Source organism: Chenggangzhangella methanolivorans, from assembly GCF_019797865.1.
GTDB classification, from domain to species: Bacteria; Pseudomonadota; Alphaproteobacteria; order Rhizobiales; family Methylopilaceae; genus Methylopila; species Methylopila methanolivorans.
The window spans coordinates 1,067,575-1,080,129 of the sequence record NZ_CP081869.1 but is presented as its reverse complement, the minus strand read 5'-3'; the positions used below and the strand labels follow the sequence as shown (position 1 = coordinate 1,080,129).

7 protein-coding genes and 3 pseudogenes are annotated in these 12,555 nt (G+C 68.8%); 6 read left to right on the top strand and 4 right to left on the bottom strand.

The features are described from left to right. Positions 1–35: 35 nt before the first annotated feature. From K6K41_RS05700 to K6K41_RS05690, 3 genes are all read left to right on the top strand, one after another. Positions 36–806 (top strand): pyrimidine 5'-nucleotidase, encoded by a 771-nt coding sequence (locus tag K6K41_RS05700; RefSeq protein WP_261404259.1) that lies wholly within the window; start codon positions 36–38, stop codon positions 804–806. Positions 807–945: 139 nt separating this feature from the next. Beyond that, positions 946–2,115, top strand: coding sequence for an FIST N-terminal domain-containing protein (locus K6K41_RS05695; RefSeq protein ID WP_261404258.1), 1,170 nt, complete (start codon positions 946–948; stop codon positions 2,113–2,115). 16 nt (positions 2,116–2,131) lie between these two features. Further along, positions 2,132–3,505, top strand: coding sequence for an ATP-binding response regulator (locus tag K6K41_RS05690; RefSeq protein ID WP_261404257.1), 1,374 nt, complete (start codon positions 2,132–2,134; stop codon positions 3,503–3,505). Between the two features lie 10 nt (positions 3,506–3,515). On the opposite strand, the gene K6K41_RS05685 is transcribed toward K6K41_RS05690, so the two are convergent. The 4 genes from K6K41_RS05685 to pedF all read right to left on the bottom strand — a co-directional run bounded on the left by K6K41_RS05685 (position 3,516) and on the right by pedF (position 7,538). Next, positions 3,516–4,190 carry a response regulator transcription factor gene (locus K6K41_RS05685; RefSeq protein WP_378146877.1) on the bottom strand — a complete coding sequence of 225 codons (675 nt, stop codon included), beginning with the start codon at positions 4,188–4,190 and terminating at the stop codon, positions 3,516–3,518. A gap of 137 nt (positions 4,191–4,327) precedes the next feature. Further along, complete coding sequence (locus tag K6K41_RS05680; RefSeq protein ID WP_261404255.1) at positions 4,328–6,088, bottom strand: PQQ-dependent methanol/ethanol family dehydrogenase; 1,761 nt, start codon at positions 6,086–6,088, stop codon at positions 4,328–4,330. 158 nt (positions 6,089–6,246) lie between these two features. Further along, positions 6,247–7,101, bottom strand: a complete 855-nt coding sequence (locus K6K41_RS05675) for a substrate-binding periplasmic protein (protein WP_261404254.1) — start codon at positions 7,099–7,101, stop codon at positions 6,247–6,249. Further along, a complete protein-coding gene (gene pedF, locus K6K41_RS05670) occupies positions 7,101–7,538 on the bottom strand; it encodes a cytochrome c-550 PedF (protein ID WP_261404253.1) in 438 nt (145 codons plus the stop codon). Before pedF ends, K6K41_RS05675 begins: the two co-directional genes overlap by 1 nt. 177 nt (positions 7,539–7,715) lie before the next feature. On the opposite strand from pedF, the pseudogene K6K41_RS05660 reads away from it, so the two are divergent. From K6K41_RS05660 to K6K41_RS05650, 3 pseudogenes are all read left to right on the top strand, one after another. Beyond that, positions 7,716–9,005: pseudogene (locus K6K41_RS05660) on the top strand (ABC transporter substrate-binding protein). Between the two features lie 245 nt (positions 9,006–9,250). Continuing rightward, positions 9,251–10,251: pseudogene (locus K6K41_RS05655) on the top strand (PQQ-dependent catabolism-associated beta-propeller protein). Between the two features lie 229 nt (positions 10,252–10,480). Continuing rightward, positions 10,481–12,555, top strand: a pseudogene (locus K6K41_RS05650) (4Fe-4S binding protein); the annotation flags it as partial.

Here is a 12,555-nt window from a genome sequence, read left to right as displayed (position 1 = left end):
CGCGACGTCCCGTCGCGCGGGCTGAACGGTCTTCGATGAACAAACCTCCCGCCTCCAACTCCTTCACCGGCGCCACGACGTTGCGCGAGCATGTGCAGGAGGCCGAGGCCAAGGGCTTCGATCACGTCGACACCTGGGTGTTCGACCTCGACAACACGCTCTACCCCGCCTCGAGCCGGCTGTTCGACCAGATCGACGCCAAGATCACGGCCTATGTGATGCAGCGCTCCGGGCTCGACGGGCTCTCGGCGCGCGCGCTCCAGAAATACTACTACCGCCGCCACGGCACGACGCTCGCCGGCATGATGAGCGAGGACGGGCTCGACCCGCACCACTTCCTCGCTTTCGTCCACGACATCGACCATGCGGTGCTGGCGCCCGCGCCCGACCTCGCGGCCGCCATCGCGCGGCTGCCGGGGCGGCGTTTCGTGCTGACCAACGGCTCGCGCCGCCACGCCGAAAGCGTCATCGCAAGGCTCGGGATCTCCGAGCTGTTCGAGGACATCTTCGACATCGCGGCCGCGAGCTTCGTGCCCAAGCCCGACGCGGCCGCCTATGACGCCTTCCTGAAGCTCCACGGCATCGAGCCCTCCAAGGCCGCGATGTTCGAGGATCTGTCGAAGAACCTTGTGGTTCCCCATCGCCTCGGCATGCGCACCGTGCTGGTGACGCCGCGCGACGGCGAGCCCGAGGGCCTGGAGCGCCTGACCTCCGCCACGGACGCCCATGGCGGCCCGCATGTCGACCACATGACCGACGATCTCGCGGGCTTCCTCTCCGCGCTCGCGCTGGTGGCGGCCGACTGAGGCCGCGCGGCCGCGGAGCCGTTCAAGCTCAACCTAAGTGCGCACGGCCGGTCCCTTGCAGCCGGCGCCGCCAGCGGTCTACGGTCTTTCTAAAGAGGGCCGAAAAAGAGCCCCGACGTCCCACGGGAGGACTTCGGATTTGACAGAGGCGCGCGCCGTCAGCCACCGCTGCGGCATCAAGACCGCGTGGGTCGACGGCGCGGCCACGGCGGAAGGCGCCGTCGCGTCCGTCGCCGCAGCGCTGTCTGGCGAGCCTGTCGGCCAGCTTCTCGTGTTCTTCTCGTCAGCCTACGCCGCGGACGAGATCAACGTCGCGTTCTCCCGACGCTTCGCCGGCACGCCGATCGCCGCCTGTTCGAGCGCGGGAGAGCTCAGCCCCGCGGGCAATCTCGACCGCGGCGTCGTGGCGGTGGCGTTCCCGAAGTCGGGTTTCCGGATCGTGTCGGCCTCGCTCCCCAACGTCGACGAACTCGACGTCGAGCGCACCGCCGACATCGTGCGGTCGCTGCGCCGCCGGCTCGACGCCGCGCCCGACGCCAAGGCCGGGGCGAGCCGCTTCGCGCTCTCGCTCATCGACGGCCTCGCCAACGCCGAGGAGCGGGTCGTCTCGGTGATCGACCAGGCGCTCGACGGCATTCCGCTCGTCGGCGGCTCGGCCGGCGACGACCTCGCGTTCCGGCGGACCGCCTTGATCCATGACGGCGAGGTGAAGCTCACCGCCGCGATCCTGATGATCGTGGAGACCGACTACCCGGTCGAGATCTTCAAGACCGACAATTTCGAGCCGACAGACGTCAAGTTCGTGGTGACGGCCTCCGACGACGGCGCGCGCACGGTGCGGGAGCTCAACGCCGAGCCCGCCGCGACCGAATACGCCATGGCGGTGGGGCTCGACCCCGAGAACCTGTCGCCGATGAGCTTCGCCTCGCATCCGCTCGTGGTGCGGGTCGGCGGCGAGTATTTCTGCCGCTCGATCCGCCGGCTCAATCCGGACGGTTCGCTCTCCTTCTTCTGCGCGATCGACCGTGGGCTGGTGCTGACGCTCGCGCGCCCGCTCGACGTCGTCGAGGTGACGCGGGCCGAACTCGAACGCCTCGAGGCGCGGCTCGGCGGCGTCGACCTCGTGATCGGCTTCGACTGCGTGCTCCGACGCCTCGACGCCGAGATCCGCCAGAAGCGGCGGCCGATCTCGGATCTCTACCGCCAGTACAACGTCGTCGGCTTCGAGACCTATGGCGAGCAGTACCGCTCGATGCACCTGAACCAGACTTTTACGGGCGTCGCGATCGGCTATGCTGGGGCGGCCTGAGCCTCGCGGACGTCCAATGAGCCTTGCCGAAATCCCTGACGACACGGCGGAGCTGAAGCGGCGCATCGCCAAGCTCGAGCGCATGAACGCCGCGCTCATGGACCATGTCGAGCGCTCGACCGACCGCCAGGGCTCGGCCTATTCGCTGTTCCAGACCGCGATCACGCTCGACACGCGGGTGCGCGACCGCACCGAGGAGCTCACCAACCTGATGCTTAGCCTCGAGCGCTCCAACCGGGCGCTGGTCGAGGCCAAGGAAGAGGCGGAGTTCGCCAACCGCTCGAAGACGCGCTTTCTCGCGGCCGCGAGCCACGACCTGCTGCAGCCGCTGAACGCCGCGCGGCTCTCGATCTCGACGCTCGCCGACATGCCGCTCGGCGTCGAGGCGCTCGCGATCGCAGGCCAGGTGGAGCGCGGCCTCAAGACCATCGAGGACCTGATCAAGGCCCTCATCGACATCTCCAAGCTCGACGCCGGGGTCGTGCGCCCGAACGTGCGCTCGATCTCGCTCAACGACGTGCTGGAGGACGTGGTGGCGACCTTCGAGCCGGTCGCGAGCCGCAAGGGCCTGCGCTTCGTGGTCAAGACCGGCCAGCTCGCGGTCGAAAGCGACCCTGTGCTGCTGAAGCGCATCCTGCAGAACCTCGTCTCGAACGCGGTGCGCTATGCGCGGCGCGGCGGCGTGCTCGTGCGGGCGCGCTCGCGCGGCGGCTCCTGCCTCATCGACGTGGTGGACACCGGCCCCGGCATCACGCCGGCCGACCGCGCGCGCATCTTCGAGGAGTTTTATCGCGGTGAGGGCGCGAGCGGCGACGCCGAGATCGGACTCGGGCTTGGGCTCTCGATCGTGCGCCGCATGACGCTCGCGCTCGGCCACAGCCTCAAGGTCTCGTCGAAGGTCGGGCGCGGCTCGCGCTTTCGCCTGCGCCTCGCGCTGGCGCAAGGGGAGGTGCGCGAGCGCAACGAGACCGGCGCCTTCATGCCGCCGGTCTCGACCACGCTCTCGGGCTCGCGCATCGTCGTGGTCGAGAACGACGTCGGCGCGCGCGAGGCGCTCGTGCGGCTGCTGGTCTCCTGGGAGGCGACCGTCGTCTCCGCCCACGGGCTGGAGGAGCTGAAGCAGGCGCTCGCCGGACAGTCCGAGCCGCCGCACATCGCGCTCATCGACTACCACCTCGACGGCGGCGTCTATGGCCTCGAGGTCGCGGCCTGGCTGCGCGCGACCTACGGCGCCGACACGCCCGCGATCGTGACGACCGCCGACCATTCGGCCGAGGTCGCAGCGGAAGTGCGCGCGGCCGGCTGCGAACTGATCCACAAGCCGATCAAGCCGGCTTACGTGCGCGCGCTGATGTCCCACCTCGCGCCGTCGGTGCGGCGAGGGGAGTAAGGCGGGACGCTCAGTCGACCTTCGCCGGCCCGCTCAGGATCACGTCGAAGTCGAGCGCCGAGGTCTCGATCACGGCTTGGGTGCGGCTTGCGACCCCGAGCTTGCGCATGATCTCGGAGATGTGGGCCTTCACGGTGGATTCGCCGACGTTCAGCTCGTAGGCGATCTGCTTGTTGAGCTTGCCGCGCTTGACGAGCGAGAGCACGCGCATCTGGGCGGGCGTCAGCGTCTTCAGCCGATCCAGCATGTCGGCGCCGGCGCGCGAGGGCCGGGCGGTCTGGGTCCGGCGATATTCCTTCGGCAGGAACACCCCGCCGCCCAGCACCTCGGTGATGGCTTCGGTGAGAAGCGCCTTTCCGGATGCCTTGGGCACGAAGCCGGCCGCGCCGCAGCGCATCGCCTCATGGACGATCTGGGCGTCGTCGAGCCCTGAGACCACGAGGATCGGCACGCGCGGAAAGCGGCCGCGGATCTGGATGAGGCCGTCGAAGCCGGTGACGCCCTGCATCGAGAGATCGAGCAGGATGAGGTCGATGGCGTCGGAGCGGGCGAGCATGTCGCATGCGCTCGTCAGCGAGTCGGCCTCGTCGACCTGGGCGTCCGGAAACGCCACATGGACGGTCGACAGCAGCGCTTCCCGGAACAACGGATGGTCGTCGATGATGGCGAAATGCACGACCGATATCCCCCGAACGAACGCGTCCCTGACCGGAGGGTCAGGTCCGGCCTCCGGCGCTTGCGCTGTCGGGCTCGCATGCGCCGGAGGGGACGGAGCGGCCGACCGGAGATCCCGGCCGGCCGCGTCCGACTTCCGCTCTTCCCTTAGCGGGAGGCGACTTCCTTCGGAAGCTTGAAGGCCCAGAAAGACCCGCCCTGGTTGATGCCGGCGGTGGATTTCGCCACCTCGCCGCCCCAGAGCGGAACCGCGCCGCCCCAGCCGGCCGCGACGCCGACCCACTGCTCGCCGTCCTGCTCCCAGGTGATCGGAGAGGCGACGACGCCGGTGCCGACCTGGAACTTCCAGACTTCCTCGCCGGTCTTGGCGTCGAAGGCCTTGAGGAAGCCCTCGGGCGTGCCGGTGAAGGTGAGGCCGCCGCCGGTGTTCAGGACGCCGCCCCAGAGCGGAGCCTTGTTCTTGTACTCCCACACGACCTTGCCCGAGGTCGGGTCGATCGCCTTGAGCGAGCCGATGTGGTCCTCGAAGATCGGCTTGATGGTGAAGCCGGCGCCGAGATAGGCCGCGCCCTTCTTGTAGGAGACGGGCTCGTTGTGGATGTCCATGCCCCACTCATTGGAGGGGACGTAGAACAGCTTGGTGTCGGGGTTGTAGGAGATCGGCATCCAGTTCTTGCCGCCGAGGAAGCTCGGCACGGCGAAGACGCTGTCGCCCTTCTTGCCGTCGCCGGACTTCGAGGGGTCCTTCGGACGGAAGTTGTCGTCGTAGACCGGACGGCCGTCGGGTCCGATCTCCTTGGCCCAGTTGATCTTCGAGACGAACGGGGTCGCGGAGATGAACTTACCGTTGGTGCGGTCGAGGACGTAGAAGAAGCCGTTGCGGTCGGCGGTGGCGCCGGCCTTGATGGTCTTGCCGCCCTTCTGGAGGTCGAACGACACGAACTCGTTCACGCCGTCATAGTCCCAGCCGTCATGCGGGGTGGTCTGGAAGCCCCACTTGATCTCGCCGGTCTCCGGATCGAGCGCGATGCGCGAGGCCGACCACTTGTTGTCGCCCGGGCGCAGCCAGCTGTTCCACGGGCCGGGGTTGCCGGTGCCGTAGTAGATCAGGTTGGTCTCGGCGTCGTAGGTGCCGCCGTTCCAGGTGGCGCCGCCGCCGTATTTCCACATGTCGCCGGGCCAGCTTTCGTTCGTCTTGCCCGTCATGGTGGAGGGCTTGCCGTTGAGCTCGCCGACATGGCCTTCGATCACCGGCCGCTTCCAGACGATCTCGCCGGTCTTGGCGTCGCGCGCCTCGACGCGGCCCACGATGCCGAACTCGCCGCCCGACACGCCGGTGATGATCTTGCCCTTCACGATCATCGGGGCGGAGGTGAAGGAGAAGCCGGCCTTGAAGTCGTCGACGTCCTTCTTCCACACCACCTTGCCGGTCTTGGCGTCGAGCGCGACGAGCTTGGCGTCGAGCGTGCCGAAGATGAACAGGTTGTCGTAGAGCGCGCCGCCGCGGTTCACGACGTCGCAGCAGGGCAGGATGCCTTCGGGAAGACGGGCGTTGTACTCCCAGATCTTCTCGCCGGTGCGGCTGTTGATCGCCCAGGCGCGGCTGTAGGAGCCGGTGATGTAGAGCACGCCGTCCTTGACGAGCGGCTGGCTCTCCTGGCCGCGCTGCTTCTCGCCGCCGAAGGAGAACGAATAGGCCGGGATGAGGCCCTTGATGTTGTCGCGGGTCAGCGTCTTGATCGGGCTGTAGCGCTGGCCCTGGTTGCCGAGCCCGTAGGAGACGACGTCGTCGACCGTCTTGGCGTCGTTGGCGATGTCTTCGTCGGTGACCGCGAGCGACGGCGAGACCGCCCCCGCCAGAAGCGCCGCCGCGCCAGCGGCGGCAAGCAAGGTTGCGCGGAAGGTCATTGGTTTCTCCCCTGAGAGCGCGCCATCTCCCGGCGCTGCTGGACCGGCGCGCTTGTCACGCGCGCTTGATCCCAGTGGGGGGACGTTAGACGGGGCCGGGGACCTTGCTTATTGCCATTAAGTACACCCTAAGAAGAAACGTAAGTGACTGATTCTTATTAATATCCGGCCGGCGGAGTGAAGCTCGCGCCATGGGCCGCGAAGATCTTCTCCATCTCGCCCGAGGCGCGCATTTCGGCCAGCGCCTCGCCGATCCGATAGGCGAGATCGCGCGAGTCCGTCTTCACCGCTCCGCAGAGCTCCCAGCGCGGGCGGATGAGGTTCGAGCCGGCGAGATCCTTGAGTTCCGCGTCCTTCACGCCGGCCTTTGCGAGCGTCGACTCGATCGCCGAGCGCGCGCCCGCGAGAAACTGGGTCTCGCCGCTCCGGAACGCGTCGGCGGCGTCGCCAAAATTGCGGTAGTGGCGGATCGACTCGCGCAGCGTCCCGCCATTGGCGAACCCGATCAGCGCGTCCACGGGGCTCGTGCCCTCGACCGCTACCGATTTGCCGGCGATGTCCTGAAGATCCTGGAACCCGCCCTCCACCACGCCCGCCCGATAGGCGATCGCGAGCCGCTGCTCGACGTAAGGGGCGGTGAAGAACACCAGCTCGTTGCGCATCTGCAGCAGCTTGTCGGCCGGCACGCTCAGCATCAGGTCGGCGAGCGTCGAGCCCGCGAGGTCGCCGCGCCAGAGGTTGAGGCGGAAGTCGCCGTCGACGTTCTCGGACGCCTCGACGATCCGGATCTCGGGCTTCACGCCGATCGTCTGCGCGATCCGTTTCGCGACGTCGACGTCGATGCCGACCGGCTTTCCGCCGGCGTCGTCGGAGAAGGGCGCGTTGTCGCGATAGAGCGCGACCCGCAGGATCCCGGAGGCCGTCACCTCGTCGAGCGGACGCGCGACAGCGGGCGCGGCCAGGCCTGCGCCCGCGAGCGCCCCCAGGAAGAGGCGGCGGTCGATCCCTCGCATCACTCGTCGACGTGCACGGATTCGATGTAGCTCCGAATGGCCCAGAGGCCTTCCTGCGAGATCACCCCGGCGAAGGACGGCATCTTCGTCATGCCGTTGATGATCGCGCCGCCCTGGACGCGCTGCGAGAACCACTCGTCGCCTTCCTTGCCCTTCTCGAGATGGCGAAGGTCAGGCGCGAGGCCGCCCGAGATCACCTCGAGGCCGTGGCAGCGGGCGCAGTTCTGGTTATAGCCTGAGGCGCCGATCGCGATCGCCTTCGGGTCGCCGCGATAGGGGTTTTCTTCCTTCCACTCCTCGCCGAGCGGCGCGAGCCCGTCGGTGTTGACCGGCTGCGGCTGCACGTCGCCATGCGCCCAGGCGCGCGGCGCGAGCGCGGCCCCGGCGAAGAGCGCGGCGGCGCCGACGGCGAGCAGAACGAGGCGAGAGGCTTTCATGTCAGGCGTCCTTCCCATTGCGGCGCGGACGCTAGCAACGGGGCTGGGGCCCCCACATTGTTCTTAGGTACACCTTATAGCCGTTCCAGCAGCGGCCGATTTTTGAGGCGCCAATAAGTACAATCCCGCGCCCGGCGCCGCTCCCTATCCTCCGGGCGGTACGCAGGAGCAGCGGCGATGCGCGGCGACAGGACAGGCCTAGCGCACACCGCCGCGATCGTGGCGGCGACGATCGCGACCACCCTCGCGCCAGGCGCGGCGCCGGCCTTTCCCGCAGCTCCGCAGCAGACCGCGCAGACCGAAAGCGCCTCGCCCGCGCAGGCGCCGGCCCCGACGGTCCGCAAGCCGCGCGAGCTGAAGTTGGTTTCGATCCACTACTTCGAGCGCCGGTCGAGCGCCACACGCCGCGCAACAACGAGGACCCGGTTCCCGACGACCAAGGCCTCAAGGGCGCCGAGCTCGGCATCGCTGACTCCAACGCCACCGGGCGCTTCGTCGGGCTGAAGTTCGACCTCAAGACCACGGTGGTCGAGCCCGACGGCGACCTCGAGCGGCCTTCGCGGAGGTGATGGCCAAGGACGCGCCGCGTTTCGTGGTGGTGAACGCCCCGGCCGAGGATCTGCTGGCGCTCGCCGACGCGGCGGCGGCCAGGGACGTCGTGCTGTTCAACGTTTCGGCGCCGGACGTGCGCCTGCGCGACGCCGACTGCCGCGCGCGCGTGCTCCACGTTATCCCCTCGCGCGACATGCTGGCCGACGCGCTGATGCAGTTCCTCGCCTTCAAGCGCTGGACCCGCATCCTGCTGGTGGCGGGCCCGGGGGAGGGCGACCGGCTCTACGCCGACGCGATCCGCAAGAGCGCGCGCAAGTTCGGGCTCAGAATCGTCGAGGAGAAGCCCTTCGACGCCCGCGGCGCCGACATCCGCGACACCGCGACCGACGAGCTGACGCTCGCCTCCCGCGGGGCCGAACACGACGTCGTGGCGGTCGCCGACGAGGCCGACGAGTTCGGCGACAACCTTCCCTACAACACCGCAAGCCCGCGGCCCGTCGTCGGAACCCACGGCATGGTCCCGGCCGCCTGGGGCAAGCCCGTCGAGGCCTGGGCCGCGGTGCAATTGCAGGGGCGGTTCAGGAAGCTCGCGGGCCGCCGGATGGATCCGGTCGACTATTCGGGCTGGATGGCGGTCCACGCGGTCGGCGAGGCCGCGGTCCAGCTCAAGAGCGCCGATCCTGCGGCGATCTCCGCGCTGCTGCGGAGCGAGACGTTCGAGGTCGGCGGCTTCAAGGGCCGAGCGCTCAGCTTCCGCGCCTGGAACGGGCAGCTGCGCCAGCCGGTCTACCTGCTGTGGCCCGGCGCCGTGGTCGCGACCGCCCCGCTCGAGGGCTTCCTCCACCAGCGCACCGAGAGATGGACACGCTCGGCCTCGACCAGTCGGAAAGCGCCTGCAAGGCGATGAGGGGATGAGATGACGAAGACCGCGCCTCCCGGCCGAATGGTGATCAGCCCGCTTTCTCCCCTCCCCCTTGCGGGGAGGGTCGGGGTGGGGGGTGGTTCAGAATGAGGCGGAGAGGGCCACGCAGCTCTACGCCGACCAAGAGAGCTCTGTTCTGAACCACCCCCACCCTTACCCTCCCCGCAAGGGGGAGGGGGTGGATAGGTCGCGGCCTCCGCTCGTCGGCGACGCCGACGAGCGCGAGGCGCTCCGGCGCATGCGCGCGGCGCTGGCCGCGGTCAGCCTCGGCTTCGCGGCCTCGATCGCGGGCGCCGGCTCCGGCAACGCCCATGAGGTCTTCGTCACCAACGAGCGCGACAACACGGTGTCGGTGATCGACACCGAGCAGAAGGTCGTGACGCGCACCTTCCCGGTCGGCCGGCGGCCGCGCGGCCTCACCTTCTCGCCGGACGGCAAGATCCTCTATGTCTGCGCCTCGGACTCGAACGCCGTGCAGGCGATCGATCCCGACAGCGGCAAGATCCTGCACGACCTGCCTTCGGGCGAAGACCCCGAGCAGTTCTCGCTCTCGCCCGACGGGACCAAGCTCTTCATCGCCAACGAGACGACGCGCTCACGACCCGTGGTGGACGTCGAGACGCGCAAGGTGCTGGCCCAGATCGAGGTCGGGATCGAGCCCGAGGGCATGGCCGTGAGCCCCGACGGCAAGACCGCGGTGACGACGTCGGAGACCACCAACTGGTCCACTGGATCGACGTCGACAGCCTCACGTCCAACGACGCGACGCCGGTCGGCCAGCGGCCGCGCCACGCCGAGTTCGACCTCGACGGCAAGCGGCTTTGGGTCTCCTCGGAGGTCGGCGGCACGGTCGCGATCATCGACGTCGCCACCAAGCAGATCGTCCACACGATCGAGTTCGCGATTCCCGGCGTGGCGAGTGACCGCGTCCAGCCGGTCGGCGTGCAGCTGACGCGCGACGGCAAATACGCCTTCGTGGCGCTCGGCCCGTCGGACCGCGTCGCGGTGGTGGACGCGCAGACCTATGAGGTGAAGTCCTACATCCTCGTCGGCCGCCGCGTTTGGCACCTCGCGCTCACCCCCGACCAGTCCATGCTGTTCACCACTAACGGGGTTTCGGGCGACGTCACCATGGTGGACGTCGCGAGCCTCAAGCCCGTGAAGACCGTGAAGGTCGGCCGCTTCCCCTGGGGCGCGGCGGTGCGGCCCAGGGCGCAGCCCGTCGCCGACCGCAAGTAAAGGCGCGGCGTTTGGAGCGTTGGACAAGCCAGCTGCGTGCTTCGAGACGCCCGCCGACGCGGGCTCCTCAGCATGAGGTTTGTTGAGGATGCCAGCCGCGAAGGACTGGGGAGAAGCTGCGACGCGTCCGCATCGGAGTCCGTCATGCCCGGCGAAGCCGGGTATCCACGACTTCGCACGGCGCGGAGCCCTACGGTCCAGTCGTGGATACCCGCGCTGGCGCGCGGGCATGACGGCGCAGGCGATCGCAGCGGCAATTCTTCTGTTTTTGGCGTTGCTCGCCGCCTTCCCCGCTCAAGCCGGAACCCTCGATCGCGCCGGCATGGAGGCGGCGTTCCCGCTTCCCCTCGTCGCGGCGAGAAGGACGACCGGCTGCCGATCTGGCCGATCATGAAGCAGCAGGCCGGCTCCTACGAGGTCCTGGCCTATGCGTTCGAATCCATCGACTTCGCCGCGATCCCGGGCTTCGGCGGCGCGCCCCCCAACCTGCTGATCGCGCTGAAGCCCGACGGGACGTTCCTCGACGCGAAAATCCTGTCGCATCACGAGCCAGTCTTCCTCGAGGGGCTTGGCTCCGCGCCGCTCGTCGCCTTCGTCGACCAGTACGCCGGCATGTCGGCCAAGCGCGCGATCAGCGTGGGGCGCGCCAACGCCCGCGCCAACGGCGCGCCGGCGTCATCGGTCGTCGACGGCGTCTCGATGGCGACCGCCTCCACCCGCGTCGTCAACGAGACCATGCTGCTCTCCGCGCTCGCCGTGGCGCGCGCCAAGCTCGGTTTCGGCGCGGGGCGAAGCGCGGGCCTCAGGGTCGAGGCTAGGCAAGACGGCTTCGAGCCGCTTGGCTGGGACGAACTTCTCAAGCGCGGCTACGTGAAGCGCTTCACGGCGACCAACCGCGAGGTCGACGCGGCCTTCGCCGACACCTCGACGCCGGACGGAGACGAGGAGGGCCGCGAGCGGCCCGACGAGCCCTTCATCGACGCCTATGTGACCTATCTCAACGTCCCCTCGATCGGCCGAAATCTCCTCGGCGACAGGGCGTTCGACAAGCTCGTCGCCGAGATCGGTCCCGACGCCCACGCGCTGCTGTTCCTCACCGCCGGCCGCTGGAACGCGCTCGGCGAGAGCTTCGTCATGGGCTCGCTGCCCGAAAACCTCGCGGTTATCCAGGACGGGCTCTCGATCAACGCCCGCGACCTCGCGATCGATCGTCGGGGCGCGGGGACCAGACGGCATGCCGGCGGGGCCCTGGTCGATCATGAAGATCACGCCCGAGGCCGGTTTCGACCCGTCCTCGCCCTGGACGCTGCAGCTGACGGTGACGCGCGAGCGCGGGCAGATCCTGACCGAGCGGGTCTCGAAGAGCTTCGAGACCAAGTACGAGCTGCCCCAAGACCTCTTCACCAGGACGAAGCCGGACTTAGGGCCGACATGGGTCGACAGCTGGACGGCGCGCTGGCCGGAGCTCGGGCTGATCGGCGCCGCGCTCCTCCTGCTGACGCCGACGCTCGCGCGCGAGCGCGGGCTCGTCGCGGACGGGCCGCGCTTCGGCTGGTTCCGGCTCAGCTTCCTCGTCTTCACGCTCGGCTTCGTCGGCTGGTGGGCGCAGGCGCAGCTTTCGATCGTGACGGTGGTGGGCGCCGTGCGGGCCGCGATCTACACCCACGACGCCAGCTTCCTGCTCTACGACCCGCCCTCGCTGCTCATCTGGGCTTCGCGCTCGCGGCGCTCGTTGTGTGGGGGCGCGGAACGTTCTGCGGCTGCTCTGCCCCTTCGGCGCGTTGCAGGAGCTCGCGGCGTGGCTCGCCAAGCCCCTCGCAATCCGCCAGCGGCAGGTCTCGCCAGCGCTCGACCGATGGCTGCGCAAGCTCAAATATGCCGCGCCTGGCCGGGATCGTCGCGGCGGCGGCGAGCGCGTCTCCGCTCGCCGACATGTTCTCCGAGGTCGAAGCCGTCAAGACCTCGATCACGCTCTACTTCGTGCGCTCATGGCCGTTCGTGGCCTACGCGGTCGGGCTCATCGTCCTCAACCTCTCGTCTACAAGGCGTTCTGCCGATATCTCTGCCCGCTCGGCGCTTTTCTCGCGATCGGCGGGCGCCTGCGGATGCTCGACTGGATCCCGCGCCGCGCCGAATGCGGAAGCCCCTGCCAGCTCTGCAAGGTGCGCTGCCGCTACGGCGCGATCGATCAGGCGGGAAAGGTCGACTACGCCGAATGCTTCCAGTGCATGGACTGCCGTGACCATTATCCACGATCCCAACCAGTGCGTTCCGCAGATCCTCGCGGCCAAAACGCCCAAACGT

What these genes read in the sequence shown, in the direction of transcription:
- K6K41_RS05680 (WP_261404255.1), bottom strand. Translation starts at nt 6,088, where the DNA reads ATGACCTTCCGCGCAACCTTGCTTGCCGCCGCTGGCGCGGCGGCGCTT.
- K6K41_RS05700 (WP_261404259.1), top strand. Translation starts at nt 36, where the DNA reads ATGAACAAACCTCCCGCCTCCAACTCCTTCACCGGCGCCACGACGTTG.
- K6K41_RS05675 (WP_261404254.1), bottom strand. Translation starts at nt 7,101, where the DNA reads ATGCGAGGGATCGACCGCCGCCTCTTCCTGGGGGCGCTCGCGGGCGCA.
- pedF (WP_261404253.1), bottom strand. Translation starts at nt 7,538, where the DNA reads ATGAAAGCCTCTCGCCTCGTTCTGCTCGCCGTCGGCGCCGCCGCGCTC.
- K6K41_RS05690 (WP_261404257.1), top strand. Translation starts at nt 2,132, where the DNA reads ATGAGCCTTGCCGAAATCCCTGACGACACGGCGGAGCTGAAGCGGCGC.